The organism is Pseudomonas sp. Soil_N_39, from assembly GCF_057655955.1.
Genome location: NZ_JBDGLI010000007.1, coordinates 168,647 through 185,387, shown reverse-complemented (window position 1 = coordinate 185,387; position 16,741 = coordinate 168,647). Strand labels below are relative to the sequence as shown.

15 protein-coding genes and 1 tRNA gene are annotated in these 16,741 nt (G+C 57.8%); 2 read left to right on the top strand and 14 right to left on the bottom strand.

The genetic code is table 11. The annotated features are described in order from the left end of the window. Positions 1-102 precede the first annotated feature (102 nt). The gene (locus AC3A5O_RS13050) at positions 103-2,139 is read left to right on the top strand and encodes a DKNYY domain-containing protein (protein WP_487753259.1); all 2,037 of its coding nucleotides are present in this window, start codon (positions 103-105) and stop codon (positions 2,137-2,139) included. Here the strand turns inward: AC3A5O_RS13050 and AC3A5O_RS13045 are convergent. From AC3A5O_RS13045 to thrS, 14 genes are all read right to left on the bottom strand, one after another. Then, positions 2,114-3,358, bottom strand: a complete 1,245-nt coding sequence (locus AC3A5O_RS13045; RefSeq protein ID WP_305483175.1) for an OprD family porin — start codon at positions 3,356-3,358, stop codon at positions 2,114-2,116. The genes AC3A5O_RS13050 and AC3A5O_RS13045 overlap by 26 nt on opposite strands. Before the next feature lie 206 nt (positions 3,359-3,564). Continuing rightward, on the bottom strand, positions 3,565-4,494 hold the full coding sequence (locus AC3A5O_RS13040) for a dihydrodipicolinate synthase family protein (protein WP_122568177.1): 930 nt from the start codon (positions 4,492-4,494) through the stop codon (positions 3,565-3,567). Between the two features lie 133 nt (positions 4,495-4,627). Continuing rightward, complete coding sequence (locus AC3A5O_RS13035; protein ID WP_305481328.1) at positions 4,628-6,019, bottom strand: MFS transporter; 1,392 nt, start codon at positions 6,017-6,019, stop codon at positions 4,628-4,630. A 128-nt stretch (positions 6,020-6,147) separates the two neighbouring features. Continuing rightward, complete coding sequence (locus AC3A5O_RS13030) at positions 6,148-6,999, bottom strand: IclR family transcriptional regulator (protein ID WP_122568175.1); 852 nt, start codon at positions 6,997-6,999, stop codon at positions 6,148-6,150. Between the two features lie 246 nt (positions 7,000-7,245). After that, a complete protein-coding gene (locus AC3A5O_RS13025) occupies positions 7,246-8,286 on the bottom strand; it encodes a zinc-dependent alcohol dehydrogenase family protein (protein WP_487753258.1) in 1,041 nt (346 codons plus the stop codon). 290 nt (positions 8,287-8,576) lie between these two features. After that, positions 8,577-8,653, bottom strand: a tRNA-Pro gene (locus tag AC3A5O_RS13020). An 89-nt stretch (positions 8,654-8,742) separates the two neighbouring features. Further along, positions 8,743-9,099 (bottom strand): MerR family transcriptional regulator, encoded by a 357-nt coding sequence (locus tag AC3A5O_RS13015; RefSeq protein WP_003179985.1) that lies wholly within the window; start codon positions 9,097-9,099, stop codon positions 8,743-8,745. Beyond that, positions 9,080-9,382 (bottom strand): integration host factor subunit alpha, encoded by a 303-nt coding sequence (gene ihfA, locus AC3A5O_RS13010; RefSeq protein ID WP_002553164.1) that lies wholly within the window; start codon positions 9,380-9,382, stop codon positions 9,080-9,082. Before ihfA ends, AC3A5O_RS13015 begins: the two co-directional genes overlap by 20 nt. A 3-nt stretch (positions 9,383-9,385) precedes the next feature. Then, positions 9,386-11,764, bottom strand: coding sequence for a phenylalanine--tRNA ligase subunit beta (gene pheT, locus AC3A5O_RS13005; RefSeq protein ID WP_487753257.1), 2,379 nt, complete (start codon positions 11,762-11,764; stop codon positions 9,386-9,388). A gap of 36 nt (positions 11,765-11,800) precedes the next feature. Then, positions 11,801-12,817 carry a phenylalanine--tRNA ligase subunit alpha gene (gene pheS, locus AC3A5O_RS13000; RefSeq protein WP_003203624.1) on the bottom strand — a complete coding sequence of 339 codons (1,017 nt, stop codon included), beginning with the start codon at positions 12,815-12,817 and terminating at the stop codon, positions 11,801-11,803. A gap of 109 nt (positions 12,818-12,926) precedes the next feature. Continuing rightward, positions 12,927-13,283 carry a 50S ribosomal protein L20 gene (gene rplT / locus AC3A5O_RS12995; RefSeq protein WP_002553161.1) on the bottom strand — a complete coding sequence of 119 codons (357 nt, stop codon included), beginning with the start codon at positions 13,281-13,283 and terminating at the stop codon, positions 12,927-12,929. Between the two features lie 30 nt (positions 13,284-13,313). Next, positions 13,314-13,508 carry a 50S ribosomal protein L35 gene (rpmI, locus tag AC3A5O_RS12990; protein WP_002553160.1) on the bottom strand — a complete coding sequence of 65 codons (195 nt, stop codon included), beginning with the start codon at positions 13,506-13,508 and terminating at the stop codon, positions 13,314-13,316. A gap of 60 nt (positions 13,509-13,568) precedes the next feature. Further along, a complete protein-coding gene (gene infC / locus AC3A5O_RS12985) occupies positions 13,569-14,120 on the bottom strand; it encodes a translation initiation factor IF-3 (protein ID WP_169432615.1) in 552 nt (183 codons plus the stop codon). Continuing rightward, positions 14,120-16,042 (bottom strand): threonine--tRNA ligase, encoded by a 1,923-nt coding sequence (gene thrS, locus AC3A5O_RS12980; RefSeq protein ID WP_014337550.1) that lies wholly within the window; start codon positions 16,040-16,042, stop codon positions 14,120-14,122. The genes infC and thrS overlap by 1 nt, the downstream gene beginning before the upstream one ends. A 371-nt stretch (positions 16,043-16,413) precedes the next feature. Between thrS and AC3A5O_RS12975 the strand changes: the two genes are divergently transcribed. Beyond that, positions 16,414-16,716 carry a hypothetical protein gene (locus AC3A5O_RS12975; RefSeq protein ID WP_122568172.1) on the top strand — a complete coding sequence of 101 codons (303 nt, stop codon included), beginning with the start codon at positions 16,414-16,416 and terminating at the stop codon, positions 16,714-16,716. Positions 16,717-16,741 lie beyond the last annotated feature (25 nt).

Here is a 16,741-nt window from a genome sequence, read left to right as displayed (position 1 = left end):
ATTTGTCGAACCTAACACCCTCGAGCCTGCCTCGCCAGGTGTCGAGTTCGCGGCAAAACTTGTAGTCCTTGGCCAACCATCAAACGCTCCGGTCGCATCGACATGACAGACAGAGACACGGCTATTGCTGACTGGGAACCGCTGCAGCTTGAATGGCATCAAGGCTTCGCGTTCATGGAAGGTCGGCTGCTGGGCGACGGGCAAGTGCCTGATGTGTACATCATGCTCAACCCTGAAGGCGCACGACCCGACGAGTTAGCCCAAGCTGCCAGCGCTGGGCATTATCCGTCCTCGCCCTTGCTGGCCGGTCAGCCGGTGTGGCGGCATCGACGAAACCCTTGGGTCCTGCGCGACGCCCTGCGTGATTACTACCTGCTTCCGGCCTACCGGGAGCGCCATGGCTACCACGCGCTTCAGGCCCTGCCGTTTCGGTTCGACAAAGGCCTGGAAAACCTCGGCCACCAGTACTGGCGTGACGCAACCGGCGCCTATTGGTTCGGCGAGTACGCGATCAGCCAAATTCCCGAGGCACGCCCCGACAGCCTGACCCTGCTGACATCGTCCCCCGCCTCGGTAACTTCAGCGTCCGCCCTGTTCAGCGACGGGGTCAATATCTTTTTGCAGGGGCAATTTATCGCCAGCGCCACGGCGCGGGTGCGGTATTGCAACCATCCGTCCTATCGAGTGATCGACGATCAGGTCTACAAGGGCTTCAAGCCCCTGCACCAGAAGGACGGCACGCCGCTGCCGGTCGCAAATCCGGACGACTTCCAGATGCTCGCCCATCGCTGGGGCACCGATGGGCAGTCGATCATCGTGCAAGCACAGCAAGGTTCGAGCATTTCCTATGAATACTTCTACCGCATCGACAATGCCGACTTGGCGACCTTCACCGTGCTTAACGAACGCTACGCCAAGGACAAGCAACGCGCCTATTACCTGACTGGCAAGACCATCCGCTACGTTGGCGATTTCCACCTGCTCAAGTGCAGGCAGCCGGCGTTCGATGAGTACGGCCGCGTGGTCAGCGCCGCTGAATACGAGGATGACTATTTTGCCGTGGACGACAGTTTCGTCTACGCCGCCGGGACCCGCTTGCGTGACGCCCATGGCCCGAGTTTTCGCCACTTGGGTTTCGACTATTACCGTGATCACCAGCACGTCTACAGGCGCCAGAAACGCCTCGATGTCGACGCGGAAAGCTTCGTCGTGACCCAGCTTTGTCGCAATGACCAGGATTACTCCCCTGTGCTGGCAGGTGACAAGCACGGCCCACTGGGCTCTGGCGGCATCATCGATGCGGCCATGCAAAAGGCGTGGGCTCCTTACTTCGAAGCCCATCCGCAGTTGGAAGGTTATTGGTGGCACCGTTTGCAGACAACGACTGAGGCCGCGCAAACGCACACGGAAACGCTGCCGTTACGGGCCATCGGTCTCGGTTTTGAACTGGGCGACCAAGTGTATTTCCATGGACGCGTGATCAACGGGCTGGACGCAGCGAGTTTCAGATTGCTCGACACGCACCTGTGCGGCGATGCCCAGGGCTTGTATCTGATCCCGTTTCATAACGCGCAAACGGAAGTGCCCGAACGGTTTTCCCAAGAACCCGCGGAGCACTTCCGCTCACTCGGGTCGCCCTACCTGACAGACGGCAAAACCGTGTTCTGCCACCGGGTTTTCTATCATCCCCCCGAACCGATTCGTAAGGCCCACGCGGCCACTTTCGAGTCCTGTGGGCATGGTTGGGCCAAGGATCGGGATGCGCTGTATTACTACGGCGAGGCGAAAAAACGGCTACCCCCCTCTGAGACCCGCATTCTCGGCACCTATGCCGTCAGCCCTACCCTGATCTTCTCGGAAGGCAAACCGTTGGATGTGGTGTTCGACCCCGATGAAGTCCGCGTGCCCCATCCCGATTTCCTGCAACTGGGCACGCGCAAGTTGTTCTGCCACCGACGCCCGCTGAGCGCCAAGCGTATCGACCTGGCCAGCTTCGAATTCCTGACGGACCGCTATGCCCGAGACAGGCACCGAATCTACCACTACGACGGTTATGCGACCCTGACCGAAGTTGATGAAGCGCATTATCGGGAATCGCTCAGAGCAAATGATCTTAAAGAATCCCCAAGGGATAACTGATGATCACACGATTCTCATCGTAATCCGCACTATTGAATCCACGGCGCACACTTGCATTTCGCCAACGCAAAGCCAGATTTTTTAGTCGACCGCTTTGCACCACATACCCAAGCTCACTCTCACGCACCCACTCCGAACCGTCCTCGACGCGTTGTAACCTGACGTCGTCGCCGTGGACATAACGGGTCATCAATGACAACCCCGGAACGCCATAACCGGCGAAATCCAGATCGTAGCGCAACTGCCAGGATCGCTCCCCCGGGTTGTCAAAGGCATGGTTGAACGTATTGTTCGCCAGGTAGATACCTCCAGTACCGGAGACTCTCATCCAGCCCGTCTCACCGCTGACCTGCTGCCAACCAAGACTGAACGTATGCTGCTCGACGCCCAGGCCGATCATCAATGACGCCGTGCGATTATCCAAACGGCCAGCCTTGGCTGCACCGTCGTCCTTGCCCCAGAAATAACCCAGGTTCGTGTTCAAGGTGACGCTTGGGGATAACGACCAGCGCTGGTTCAGACCGACATAGTGCTGCTGATAGATGTCCTTTAGCTGCCCACTCCATAGACGAAATGTGCTGTTTTTAGACGCTGAACGGTAGTCGGCCCCCAGATAGTTGAACGCGTCGCTGTGAGCGCTACCGAAAGCCAGATCCTCCATGGAGGAATCATTACGCAAGCTGGTTTTTTTGAATTGCCCGGCGAACAGCGTCCAGTACTTCACATCCTGCGAAGACAACTGCGTCCCTTCGAACGTTTGTGGCAACGCCCGGAAGTCGTCAGCGGTGATAATCGGCAGGTTGGGCATCCATTCACCCACTTTCAATTCGGTGGCGGAAATTTTCGCTTTAAGGGCGACTCCAAGCCGGCCGAAGCTACCCGCCGGATCCCCATCACCATCCTTAGGTAATAACAACGCACCGTAACGCCCGGCGCCGCCGTCCAACTTGACGGCATACTTGCCCAATACGTCGGCACCCACGCCAACGGTACCGGAGGTAAAGCCGGATCGAAGATCGAAAATAAAGCTCTGTGTCCACTCCCGTGCCTGGCCTTGTGCGGCATCAGGCGCAGTGAAATGACGTTCGAAGAAGAAGTTTCTGAGGGTCAGCGTTGCCTTGCTGTCGTCAACCAAACCCTGGGCGAACACCCGAGGCGACAGCAAGCCGACGCACAGTAAAATGCCAGCGAGACGCAGCGTTATTGTTTTCACGACCATGATTCCCCTGTTGTTGTTATTGAAGGGCACACGCGGTCTGCTCTCCCTCGGGAAACGACTTGTCGAATCGCCGGAGGGATGGAGCTGATCGAAGATTGGATCGGATATTTCAGTCGGTGCGAATGGAGCAAAAAGGGCCCCAGATCACGGAACCTTGTTCGGCCAGGCACAGCAGGAGGGGCGCCTGGTTAGCGCCCCTCCTCGGGTCAGATCAGACCAGCGGAGCGCAAGGCGTCGGCGATTTCGCGATCCGCACCTTCCGCCAGCGGCAGCAACGGCGAACGCACCGTGGCGTGGTCCAGAATGCCGCGCGCCACCAGGCCATGCTTGAGCGCCACGGTGCCTTCCATGTGGGAGCCACGGTGGTAGACGTTGCGGGTGACTGGCAGCAATTTGTCGTGGATGGCACGAGCGGCCGGATAGTCCCTGCGCTTGCCGGCGGCAATCAACTCGATCAACGGCTCAGGCGTCAGGCTGCCGTAGCCCACCAGTGCCCCGTCCACATCGAACATGGTGTGCAACAGGTACTCGTCGTGGCAGGTGAGAATCTGCAGGTCCGGAACCTCACGACGTACCACCGGGATCTCAGTGTCCCAACGGCGCATGTTGCGCACGCCGTTCTTCATGGCGAAAACCCCTGGCTGCCTGGCGATGTCCAACTGGGTTTCCAGGTCGTAGGTGGCCTTGGTCACGTCTGGATATTGGAACAGGATCAGAGGCAGACCGCTGTGCTCGTAAATCGCCCGGTAGCGATCTTGTGCGGCCCCCTTCTGGTAACCGAAACGCAACCAGCCATGGGAGGGATAAACCAGGCCCGCACTGGCACCCGCATCGACGGCGCGCTGGGCTTCCTCGGCGGCCACTTGGGTGCCTTCCCCGGTAATACCGGCGATGATCGGGATCCGCCCGCCCACCGATTCCTTAAAGCTCTGAATCACCAAGGCCTGCTCGGCCTGGGTCAGGAATGTACCCTCGCCCGCATGACCCAACACCACCAAGCCCTTGACGCCATCAAAGCTACCCAGCCAGGAACCCAACTTCTGAATCGCGTCATAGTCGACCTTGCCATCGCGGGTAAACGGAGTGACTGGAGCCGGTACCAGACCTTTGAGATCAATCGTGTTCTTAGTACTCATTTTCTTTCCTCTGGTTTACTAAGTGTCCGCAACTGACGCGTGCAGGAACGCAAGCCATACAATCAAGTATCACTTGGGGTTTATTGGAGATTACGTGTGCAGCTAATTAATCAATGATCAGGCGTAACGCTTATCAAGGCGAAAGTTCCTCCAGTATTCGCCCCTTGGTTTCAACAGCAAACAATGCAGTGACACAGCCGGTGATGATTAATATCACTGCGAATATTCCAAACACATAATGCACACCGACACTGGACACGGTGAGTCCTACCACCAACGGCCCCGTGGCGGACCCCAGGCGCAACCAGGCACTGCCCAACCCGGTACCCAACGCACGAAGGCGGGTGGGATAAAGCTCTGCCGAGTACAGATAAAGTGAGAACGTGACGGTTTGCACCATTGCGTATCCGAGGCCGGCCAGAAGCAGGATCTGCAAGGGTGATGTCGCGCCGGTCAGCGCCAGGACTGACAAGGGAATTGCAGCCAGGAACAAGGCCCCCATATACCAGCGGCGGCGACCGAACCTGTCGATCAACAAGGCGCAGATGACGGCTGCAACCACGCCGGCCCCCGACGTGATGAAACCGTAAGCCAAACTGGTGTCCAGCGGCAGATTGAAATGTTGGCGATAAAGCGTTGGCAACCAGGTGATCAAGCCATTGGCAACCATGTAGGCACCAAACCACATTGCCCAGATGACCATGGACCGTTTGAAATACATGCCATGGAATAGCTCACGCCAACCTTGAGTACCACCAGGTTTTGCGAGCTGCGGCACCTCTACGGCGGGCGCAAGTTGCTTGCCGGCTTTCAACACGCTGTTTTCCAGGCGCGTCACAATGCGATCAGCTTCTTGCAATCGACCTTTGGAGGCCAGCCAGCGTGGCGACTCGAAGAGAAAGAAGCGCAGCGGGATCAAAATCGTGGCAGGGACAAGGCCCACGGCGAACATGGCCTTCCAGCCGTAGATCGGTACCAGCAGGTAGCCAATGATGCCCGCACCGACCAGCCCGAGCAGGAACATGACTTCATAGAGCAGAAAAAACTTGCCGCGCTTTTTCGATCCGATCAGCTCATTGACATAAGCGCTGGCGACCGGCACCTCGCCTCCCGTGCCGATGCCTTGCAGAAAACGAAACAGAATCATCGACCCGGCGCTCCAGGCGAACAGACAGGCCACATCCATGGCAACGAAGAGAAGAATGGTGAACGTCAGTACCTTCATCCGCCCGATACGTTCAGCCAGCCAACCAAAGAACACCGCCCCTAACAACTGCCCCAGGTAACCGAACGATAAAATCATGCCGATCTGGGTCGCGGTCAGGTTCCATTCCTTGGCCAATACCGGCATCGCATAGGCAATCGCGATGACGGTATAACCATCAAAGAATGTGGCGGCACCAATAATATTCCTGGCCCAGAAGACCTGCCGGGTAATAGGCAAACGTTCAAGTCTCGCACTGATATTCGCTTGGCTTTTAAGCCCTTCAGCCACAGGCTCTGTTTCTAAGTTTTGCATCAACATGGCACTTCCTTCTTATTGTCAATATTGTCGGGGCGTGCAGGTGCGAGCAGTGTGAATTTCACAATGCTTGAAGTTCATTGAGATCATTAACGGGCTTTAGCGTGAACCCGTGTAATCATGACTAACGTTTAGAAGTTCGAGCCGATACTTCCATTGGCCTCCAATGCCTTACCAATGTCCTTGGCGGCTTCCAGGGTGGAACTAAGTGCACGGTTTTTAAGCTCGTCCGCCGTACACCGGACCGAAGGAGCGGCAATGCTGATCGCCCCCACCGGATATCCATCGATGTCCAGCACGGGGACCGCGAGAATTCTCAGTCCATCGGTGAACAAAGATTCGGTCAAGACGAAACCATCGTCGCGAATTTGCCCAAGCAACTCCGCCAGGGGACGTTCAAGCGCATGGGGTTTCATGATGAAGGGCGTGGTCGGCGTGAGCGCCTGGACTTTCTGGACCTGTTGCTCCGGCAGGAAGGCAAGGATCGACTGGCCGATGGCCGTCTGGGTTGCAGGCACCGTGGTGCCGATGCGGATATCCACGCCCAACCGGGTGATGCCCGCCCGTACCCGCTCCAGGTAAAGCACATCGGCGCCCTGCAGGACGGCAAAGCTGGCAGCCTCGCTGGTTTCACTGACCAGGCCTCGGAGTATAGGCCGCACAATGCTGCGCAAATCAGTCCGGGCGATGGCATGAAAGCCCAGATCCAGCACCTTGAGCGTCAACGCAAAACGACGGCTTTCCGGAATTCTGGAGACATACCCCAAATCCACCAACGTATTGAGCATGCGAAAAGTCGTACCAGGATCGAGATCGGCCGTCGCGGCGATCTGACTCAAGGTCAACTCATCGTTTTCGGCAGTGAACGACTCCAGTACGCGAAACCCCTTGGCCAAGGATTGCACGGTACTTCGAGCCTTCTTTTCATCCCAACCCTGGGTCGGGTCGGAACCGTCTTCTGACCGTTTCGGAGTCTTGATCATTTTTTTCGCTCTTTTTGATTTTTTCGGATTGCGAAATTATTTTCTTTCAATTAGGATATTATTTTGGCAGGCCCTTGTCCTATATCTATTAAGACAATTTCCTATTATTTATATATCTTTCTGATATAAAAGATGGTCGAGCCCCTCGCCTGCCTACCCTTAGGCCTGGGCAGGCAGGTGCTTTTGATAGGTGGGGCTGAGCGTTCGTCGACCTGAAATTACCGTGAAGAACGTGGCCGATCTCAGTCAGAACTGTGTCACGACCGTAACCCCTGCCGTGTCAAACCGATCCATGTTCATCAGCGCGTCAATGGACTGTTCGAGGCTGATGGTCTTGCCCACCAGTTTTTCAGGCGCCAACTTGCCGGACGCGATCATTTCCATCATCGCGCCGTAACGGTGAGCCTGCATGCCATGGCTGCCACAGATCTCCAGCTCGTAGGCAATGACCTTGCTCATTGGGATTGCCGGCGTGCTGTGATCGGCCAGCATCAAACCGACCTGGACATGCCTGCCACGACGCCTCAGATTATTGATGGAGTTGAAGCAGGTTGCTGGATGACCCAGGGCATCCAGGGGGACGTGAGCGCCGCCCTTCGTGATCTCAAGCACCGCCTCGGTGACATCCGCCACACGGCTTGCGTTGACCATCGCGACGGCACCGAGCGACTGGGCAAGCTTGAGCTTATCGTCGCAGATATCGATGGCAATAACATTCGCCCCGATAGCATGAGCAATCATCACCGCGGACAACCCCACACCACCACAGCCATGAACCGCCACCCACTGGCCCGCCGTGACCTTGCCTTGATCGACAACCGCACGAAACGACGTGACGAAGCGACAACCCAGGCTCGCCGCCGTGGCGAAGTCCATGTTTTCCGGCAGCGCAACCAGGTTCAAATCCGCCTTGTGAATCCCCACATACTCGGCGAAAGAACCCCAATGGGTGAAACCCGGCTGAAACTGGCTGTGGCACACCTGCTGGTTGCCGCTATTGCATTCCGGACACGCGCCACAGCCACCGACAAAAGGCACGGTAATGCGATCACCCACCTTCCATCGGGTGACATCCCGCCCCACCTGCGCCACGATTCCCGCCAGTTCGTGACCGGGCACATGGGGCAGCCGAATGTCAGGATCGTGACCTTTCCAGCCATGCCAGTCGCTTCGGCATACGCCCGTGCCAAGGACTTGAACCACCACACCGTGATGCTCGGGGGTCGGGTCCTCGACCGTCATTAAACGAGGGGGTTGAGAAAAGGCTTCGTAAACTACGGCTTTCATGAGGATCCCTCTACTTTAGAAAAGCGCTCTGTCTGGATACTGGTTCGCGGACCGACCTAGCCACGAAGCAACGCCAACAGTAACCACAAATCCCCCGGCACGTAAGAATCGCTGGCGCTTAGAGGTTGCAGCTGTACTGATATTCGAAGGGGAAGAATACGGTATCGACCACCCATGAAAAGGGTGGGTCCAGGTTGCTAACCTGGCTTTGGAGGCCTTTGCAGATTTTGCGCAGCCTGAAACGAAAAAGGGGACCAAGCCAGTGAATGGCTTGATCCCCTTTCAAAATATGGTCGGGACGGAGTGATTCGAACACTCGACCCCTAGCACCCCATGCTAGTGCGCTACCGGACTGCGCTACGCCCCGACTAGGCGTGAATCTTGTTCCGCTTCTCAACGGAACGCTCAGGAATATATCGCAAGCTTTTGAAAACTGGAAGATTTAAAAGCAGAAATTTATTTCTTGAGCACCACCAGCACATCTTCGAGCTCGGCGATCATCTGGCGGATCATCTGTTTGTACTGGGTTGTATCGTCCTTGGCCTCATCACCGGAGAGGCGCAAGCGCGCGCCGCCGATGGTGAACCCTTGGTCGTACAGCAGCGCGCGGATCTGCCGGATCATCAGTACGTCTTGTCGCTGATAATACCGGCGGTTTCCGCGGCGCTTGACCGGGTTGAGTTGAGGAAACTCCTGCTCCCAATAGCGCAGCACGTGCGGTTTTACCGCACACAGCTCGCTGACTTCACCAATGGTGAAGTAGCGTTTGCCCGGGATGACGGGTAGTTCGTCGTTATGACTTGGTTCCAGCATAAGCCTCAACTCGGGCCTTCAACTTCTGCCCTGGACGAAAGGTGACCACACGGCGAGCCGTGATCGGGATTTCTTCTCCCGTTTTCGGATTGCGGCCAGGCCGCTGGCGTTTGTCCCGAAGGTCGAAATTGCCGAAACCGGACAATTTGACCTGTTCGTTGTCTTCCAGAGCGTGCCTGATTTCTTCGAAAAACAGTTCGACCAATTCTTTGGCCTCCCGTTTATTCAGGCCCAGCTCCTCATACAGACGTTCCGCCATCTCAGCTTTCGTCAGAGCCCCCATACGTCACTTCCTTAACGTGGCGTTCAACCTGTTTTCGAGCGAGGTGAGGATGTTCTGCGTTGCGGTATTCACCTCATCGTCATTAAGAGTGCGCGATGGATGCTGCCAGGTCAAGCCGACTGCAAGGCTTTTTCTATGCGGATCAATGCCTTTACCCTGATACACGTCAAATAGCCTGAGGTCCGTGAGCCATTCGCCTGCATTTTCACGGATTACGTCCAGCACAGCGCTGGAAGCAACGTCGCGATCGGCCAGCAACGCCAGGTCACGCCGCACTTCAGGAAAGCGCGATAACTCCTGGAATTTCGGCATTTTCCCCTGGGCCACTTCGGCCAAGACCAGCTCGAAGACGAATACCGGACGATCAAGGCCGAGGGTTTTCGCCAGTTCAGGGTGAATAGCGCCCACATAGCCGACTTCGCGCCCGTCCCGCTCAATGCGTGCGGTCTGCCCCGGGTGCAACGCAGGATGCTTGCCCGGTACGAACGTGAACGCGTCGAGTGCGCCGGCGAAGCCCAGCACCGCTTCGACGTCAGCCTTGACGTCGAAGAAATCGACGACATCGCGACCTTGCGCCCAGCCTTCCGGCAGGCGACTGCCACAGACGACACCGGCCAGCATCGGCTCTTGCTTCAAGCCTTCCAACTGACCGACAAAACGCAGGCCGCTTTCGAACAGACGCACGCGATCCTGCTGGCGGTTCAGGTTGTGCTGGAGCGACTTGACCAGGCCCGGCCACAGGGACGAGCGCATGGCGGCCATGTCATTGGAAATCGGGTTGGCCAGCAACAGCGGCTCGACGCCCGGATTGAACAGCTCGAACTGGCGTGGATCGATGAAGCTGTAGGTGATCGCTTCCTGATACCCACGGGCCACCAGCAGGCGGCGCAGTTCAGGCAGGTCGCTACGGGCTTCAGCCTTGGCCTGTGGGGCCAGGCGCGCTTGCGGGTAGCGAACCGGTAGGCGATTGTAGCCGTACAGGCGGGCCAGTTCTTCGATCAGGTCGACTTCCAGGCTGATATCGAAGCGATGGCTTGGCACTTCGACGCGCCACTGCCCTGCCCCGTCGGCGTTGATGTTCAGGCCCAAAGCACTGAGCAGGCGTTCGACTTCGGCCGGGGCCATTTCCATGCCCAGCATCTGAGTGATGCGCTGGGCACGCAGGGTGACCGGTGCAATCTTGGGCAGGTGCTGTTCGCTGACGGTCTCGATGATCGGGCCGGCTTCACCGCCAGTGATTTCCAGCAGCAGGCCAGTGGCGCGCTCCATGGCTTCACGGGCCAGCTGCCAATCCACACCACGCTCGTAGCGGTGCGAGGCGTCGGTGTGCAAGCCATAGGAACGCGCCTTGCCAGCGACGGCGATCTGGTCGAAGAACGCGCTTTCCAGGAATACATCGCGGGTCGTGGCGGATACGCCACTGTGCTCGCCGCCCATTACGCCGGCAATCGCCAAGGCGCGGGCGTGGTCGGCAATTACCAGGGTGTCGCTGCGCAGGGTCACTTCCTGGCCGTCGAGCAGCACCAGCTTCTCACCCTCTTCGGCCATGCGTACGCGGATGCCGCCGTTGATCTCGGCGAGATCGAACGCATGCAACGGTTGACCCAGCTCCAGCATCACATAGTTGGTGATGTCCACGGCTGCGTCGATGCTGCGCACGTCGGCGCGACGCAGGCGCTCCACCATCCACAGCGGCGTCGGCTTGGACAGATCGACGTTACGGATCACACGGCCCAGGTAACGCGGGCACGCCGCCTGCGCCAGGACTTCAATCGAACGCACTTCGTCATGCACGGCCGGCACGGTCGCGACCACTGGACGCGTCACGGGGGCGGCATACAACGCGCCGACTTCACGGGCCAGGCCGGCCAGGGACAGGCAGTCGCCGCGGTTCGGCGTCAGGTCGACCTCAATGCTTGCATCGTCCAGGCCCAGGTATTCACGGATGTCTTGGCCCACCGGCGCATCAGCTGGAAGCTCCATCAAGCCATCGTTGCCTTCGCCAACCTGCAGCTCGGCCTGTGAACACAGCATGCCGTTGGACTCGACGCCACGCAGCTTGGCTTTCTTGATCTTGAAGTCGCCCGGCAGTTCAGCACCGATCATGGCGAACGGAATCTTCAGGCCCGGGCGCACGTTGGGCGCGCCGCAGACGACTTGGAAGGTTTCCGCACCATTGCTGACCTGACAAACCCGCAGTTTGTCAGCGTCCGGGTGCTGCTCGGTGCCCAGCACCTCACCCACCACCACGCCACTGAAATCACCGGCGGCCGGCGTTACGCTATCGACCTCAAGGCCGGCCATCGACAGGCGAGCAACCAGCTCGTCCCGACTTACCTGCGGGCTTACCCAGCCGCGCAGCCATTGTTCACTGAATTTCATCCTGCTCTCCTAATAGATTCGTTACGGACTAGCGACCTAGCGAAATTGCGCAAGGAATCGCAAGTCGTTGTCGAAGAACAGGCGCAAGTCATTCACACCGTAACGCAGCATGGCCAGGCGCTCGACGCCCATGCCGAAAGCAAAGCCCGAGAATTCTTCCGGATCGATCCCGGACATGCGCAGCACGTTCGGGTGAACCATGCCGCAGCCCATGACTTCCAGCCAGCCAGTCTGCTTGCAGACGCGGCAGCCTTTGCCGCTGCACATCACGCATTCCATGTCGACTTCAGCCGACGGCTCGGTGAATGGGAAGTACGAAGGACGGAAACGCACGGCCAGTTCTTTTTCGAAGAACACCCGCAGGAACTCTTCGATAGTGCCTTTCAGGTCGGCGAAATTGATGTCGCGATCAACCAGCAGGCCTTCGACCTGGTGGAACATCGGCGAGTGGGTGATATCGGAGTCGCTGCGGTACACACGGCCTGGGCAGACGATGCGGATCGGCGGCTGCTGCGATTCCATGGTGCGGACCTGTACCGGCGAGGTATGGGTGCGCAACAGCATGTTCGCATTGAAATAGAAGGTGTCGTGCATCGACCGGGCCGGGTGATGGCCTGGGATGTTGAGCGCCTCGAAGTTGTGGTAGTCGTCTTCGACCTCAGGGCCTTCGGCAATGCCGTAGCCGATGTGGGTGAAGAACTGCTCGATGCGTTCCAGGGTCCGGGTTACCGGATGCAGGCCACCGGAAGTCTGGCCACGGCCAGGCAGGGTCACGTCGATGGACTCGGCGGCGAGCTTGGCAGCCAGATCCGCCTCCTCGAACAACGCCTTGCGTGCATTGAGGACTTCTGTGACACGCTCCTTGGCAACGTTGATCAGCGCACCGACCTGCGGACGCTCTTCGGCTGGCAGGTTCCCCAGGGTCTTCATCACCTGAGTCAACTCGCCCTTCTTGCCAAGGTAGTGAACCCGGATTTGCTCCAGGGCATTGATATCTTCAGCGCTTTGCACAGCCTCTAGTGCTTGAGCGACCAGCGCGTCCAGGTTTTCCATGTACAGACTCCAGATACAAAATAGGGGAAGAGCTTTAAGGCTCTTCCCCTATTTATGACGTTTGACACCTGGGCCCACAGAGGTGAGCCCTGGTGACTGCCGGGGGTACTTAAGCCAAGGTGGCTTTAGCTTTCTCGACAATCGCAGCAAACGCCGCTTTTTCGTTCACTGCCAGATCAGCCAGAACCTTACGGTCGATCTCGATGGACGCTTTTTTCAGGCCAGCGATGAAACGGCTGTAGGACAGACCGTTAACACGAGCACCAGCGTTGATACGAGCGATCCACAGAGCGCGGAACTGACGTTTTTTCTGACGACGGTCACGGTAGGCGTATTGGCCTGCCTTGATTACCGCTTGCTTGGCAACACGGAATACGCGGGAGCGCGCGCCGTAGTAGCCTTTAGCAAGTTTCAGAATTTTCTTGTGACGCTTACGGGCAATGACGCCACGCTTTACACGAGCCATGAGTTACTTCCTCTATTCTTGATCCAAAAATTAACGAAGGCGCAGCATGCGCTCGACTTTTGCCACGTCAGACGGATGCAGCAAGCTGCTACCGCGCAGTTGACGCTTACGCTTGGTCGACATTTTGGTCAGGATGTGGCTCTTGAAAGCGTGCTTGTGCTTGATACCGTTAGCAGTTTTCAGAAACCGCTTAGCAGCACCACTTTTGGTCTTCATCTTTGGCATGTTCGGATACTCCGCATTCAGTTGATAAACATAATCGCAAGGCCTGCCGTGCCCTGGTGATTACTTCTTCTTTTTCGGGGCGATGACCATGATCAGCTGGCGTCCTTCCATCTTAGGATGCTGTTCGACCGAACCGTACTCGAGCAGGTCTTGTTCAACCCGCTTGAGGAGTTCCATCCCCAGCTCCTGGTGGGCCATCTCACGGCCGCGGAATCGCAAGGATACCTTGGCCCTGTCCCCATCACTCAGGAAACGTACCAGGTTGCGCAGTTTTACCTGGTAATCCCCTTCCTCCGTCCCTGGACGAAACTTGATTTCTTTTACCTGAATCTGCTTCTGGTTTTTCTTCGCCGCGGCAATCTGCTTCTTCTTCTCGAAGATCGACTTGCCGTAGTCCATCACCCGGCAAACCGGTGGGACTGCGTCTGCGGAAATTTCTACCAGATCAAGCTTGGCTTCTTCAGCAATACGAAGCGCTTCATCAATCGAGACGATGCCAATCTGCTCGCCGTCAGCGCCAATTAACCGAACCTCGCGTGCCGAGATATTCTCGTTGATCGGGGCTTTCGGTGCAGCTCGTTTATCTTGTCTCATTTCACGCTTAATAATAATTACTCCAAATCTGGGCGACCACGCCGGGAAACCGCTTGCGCGAGAAACTCAGCGAATTCGGCGACGGGCATCGAGCCCAGGTCAGCACCTTCACGAGTACGCACAGCGACAGTCTGCATCTCGACCTCCCGATCTCCAATAACCAAGAGAAAGGGAACCTTGAGCAAAGTATGCTCGCGGATTTTAAAGCCGATCTTTTCATTTCTCAAGTCGGACTTGGCACGAAATCCGCTTTGGTTGAGAGTTTTTTCGACTTCGGCGGCAAAATCTGCCTGTTTATCAGTGATATTCATGATCACTGCCTGGGTCGGCGCCAGCCACGCGGGGAACGCACCCTCGTAGTGTTCGATCAGAATCCCGACGAAACGCTCGAACGAACCGAGGATCGCGCGGTGAAGCATGACCGGGTGCTTGCGGCTGTTGTCTTCGGACACGTATTCGGCGCCAAGACGGATCGGCAGGTTAAAATCGAGCTGCAGGGTACCACACTGCCACACGCGACCAAGGCAATCTTTCAGCGAGAACTCGATCTTCGGCCCGTAGAAAGCCCCCTCGCCAGGCTGCAGGTCATACGCAAGGCCCGCGCTATCGAGGGCGGCGGCCAGGGCCGCTTCGGCGCGATCCCACAACTCGTCGGAGCCCACGCGTTTTTCCGGACGAGTGGACAGCTTCATCTCGACCTCGGTGAAGCCGAAGTCCCGGTAGACGTCCATGGTCAGCTTGATGAAGGCGGCGGATTCGGCCTGCATCTGCTCCTCGGTGCAGAAGATGTGCGCGTCGTCCTGGGTAAACGCACGCACGCGCATGATGCCGTGCAGCGCACCCGACGGCTCGTTGCGGTGGCAGGCACCGAACTCGGCCAGGCGCATCGGCAGCTCGCGGTAGCTTTTCAGGCCTTGGTTGAACACCTGCACGTGGCACGGGCAGTTCATCGGCTTGATGGCGTAGTCGCGGTTTTCCGACTGGGTGGTGAACATGTTGTCGGCGTAGTTGGCCCAGTGCCCGGATTTCTCCCACAGGCTGCGGTCGACCACTTGCGGCGTCTTGATCTCCAGGTAGCCGTTCTCACGCTGGACCTGGCGCATGTACTGCTCGAGCACCTGGTACAGGGTCCAGCCGTTCGGGTGCCAAAACACCATGCCCGGGGACTCTTCCTGGGTATGGAACAGGCCTAGGCGCTTGCCGATCTTGCGGTGATCGCGCTTCTCAGCTTCTTCGATACGCTGGATATATGCCGCTAGTTGCTTCTTGTCCGCCCAGGCGGTGCCATAGACGCGCTGCAACTGCTCGTTCTTCGCATCGCCACGCCAGTAGGCGCCGGACAGCTTGGTCAGCTTGAAGGATTTCAGGAAACGCGTGTTCGGCACGTGCGGGCCGCGGCACATGTCGACGTATTCTTCGTGGTAGTACAGGCCCATGGCCTGCTCGTCCGGCATGTCTTCCACCAGACGCAGTTTGTAGTCCTCGCCACGGGCCTTGAAGACTTCGATGACTTCGGCGCGCGGGGTGACTTTCTTGATGACGTCGTAATCTTTCTCGATCAACTGCTGCATGCGCTGTTCGATGGCCGCCATGTCGTCCGGCGTGAAAGGACGCTCGAAGGCGATGTCGTAATAGAAGCCTTCGTCGATGACCGGCCCGATGACCATCTTCGCGCTCGGGTACAGCTGCTTGACCGCGTGGCCAACCAAGTGGGCGCAGGAGTGGCGAATGATCTCCAGCCCCTCTTCATCCTTGGGCGTGATGATTTGCAGCGTGGCGTCGCTGTCGATGACGTCACTGGCGTCGACCAGCTTGCCGTTGACCTTGCCGGCCAGGGTGGCCTTGGCCAAGCCCGCGCCGATGGATGCGGCGACCTCGGCTACGGAAACCGGATGATCGAACGAACGTTGACTGCCGTCGGGAAGAGTAATAGTTGGCATGGCGCCTCCTCTCCTAGTGGTGACCCCTACCAAAGGTCACGTGGGTTGGGATGAGCCAGTACAAGATCCAGTCCAGGCCATTCAATGACGAACGCCTGCCTTACAGCGGCAGGAGCCTTGCGGCCAACCGGGGAAACCGAACCAGAGTGACTGGGATTCAAATCAGGGTTATTCGGGGTCTTTGCCACCGGGACGAATGATCATCCACAGCCTGGAAATAGCCGAGCCCGGCATGCTAGCACAGATGAACGGTCATCGCCGCGCGGGAATTGAAGCTGGCGTAAATCCAGGGTTTTTATGCCAGAGTGCTGAACTGAACCGAGCGCAACGCCTCAGATAACAAGACATTGACCCAAAAGGAGCATCTTCGCATGCGTCTGAACACATTGTTTGCAGTAGTCGCCCCCCTCGCCCTGCTGCTGCCACTGACCGCCCATGCCGACTGGCCCAAGGGCGAGCGCGAAAAATACATGGCCCAATGCACGCAAGCCGCAACGCCCCAGATCGGCGCGGCCGCGGCCAAGTCCCATTGCGCCTGTGGCGCCGATGCGATCAAGTCCTACCCTGCCTCGGACATCCAGGCCTTGATGGACAACAAGGCCACCCCGGAGCTGCAGCAAAAGGCACTGGGGCAGATCGCAAAATGCAAAGCCGATAACAAGGCGAAAAAGTAAGAAAACAGGCCTCCTGAACGGGCCC

Excerpts from the sequence above, each read along its gene's own strand:
- pheT (WP_487753257.1), bottom strand. The coding sequence starts at position 11,764 with ATGAAATTCAGTGAACAATGGCTGCGCGGCTGGGTAAGCCCGCAGGTA.
- AC3A5O_RS13045 (WP_305483175.1), bottom strand. The coding sequence starts at position 3,358 with ATGGTCGTGAAAACAATAACGCTGCGTCTCGCTGGCATTTTACTGTGC.
- AC3A5O_RS13040 (WP_122568177.1), bottom strand. The coding sequence starts at position 4,494 with ATGAGTACTAAGAACACGATTGATCTCAAAGGTCTGGTACCGGCTCCA.
- AC3A5O_RS13025 (WP_487753258.1), bottom strand. The coding sequence starts at position 8,286 with ATGAAAGCCGTAGTTTACGAAGCCTTTTCTCAACCCCCTCGTTTAATG.
- AC3A5O_RS13015 (WP_003179985.1), bottom strand. The coding sequence starts at position 9,099 with ATGCTGGAACCAAGTCATAACGACGAACTACCCGTCATCCCGGGCAAA.
- thrS (WP_014337550.1), bottom strand. The coding sequence starts at position 16,042 with ATGCCAACTATTACTCTTCCCGACGGCAGTCAACGTTCGTTCGATCAT.
- AC3A5O_RS12975 (WP_122568172.1), top strand. The coding sequence starts at position 16,414 with ATGCGTCTGAACACATTGTTTGCAGTAGTCGCCCCCCTCGCCCTGCTG.
- ihfA (WP_002553164.1), bottom strand. The coding sequence starts at position 9,382 with ATGGGGGCTCTGACGAAAGCTGAGATGGCGGAACGTCTGTATGAGGAG.
- AC3A5O_RS13035 (WP_305481328.1), bottom strand. The coding sequence starts at position 6,019 with ATGTTGATGCAAAACTTAGAAACAGAGCCTGTGGCTGAAGGGCTTAAA.
- AC3A5O_RS13030 (WP_122568175.1), bottom strand. The coding sequence starts at position 6,999 with ATGATCAAGACTCCGAAACGGTCAGAAGACGGTTCCGACCCGACCCAG.
- pheS (WP_003203624.1), bottom strand. The coding sequence starts at position 12,817 with ATGGAAAACCTGGACGCGCTGGTCGCTCAAGCACTAGAGGCTGTGCAA.
- AC3A5O_RS13050 (WP_487753259.1), top strand. The coding sequence starts at position 103 with ATGACAGACAGAGACACGGCTATTGCTGACTGGGAACCGCTGCAGCTT.
- rpmI (WP_002553160.1), bottom strand. The coding sequence starts at position 13,508 with ATGCCAAAGATGAAGACCAAAAGTGGTGCTGCTAAGCGGTTTCTGAAA.
- rplT (WP_002553161.1), bottom strand. The coding sequence starts at position 13,283 with ATGGCTCGTGTAAAGCGTGGCGTCATTGCCCGTAAGCGTCACAAGAAA.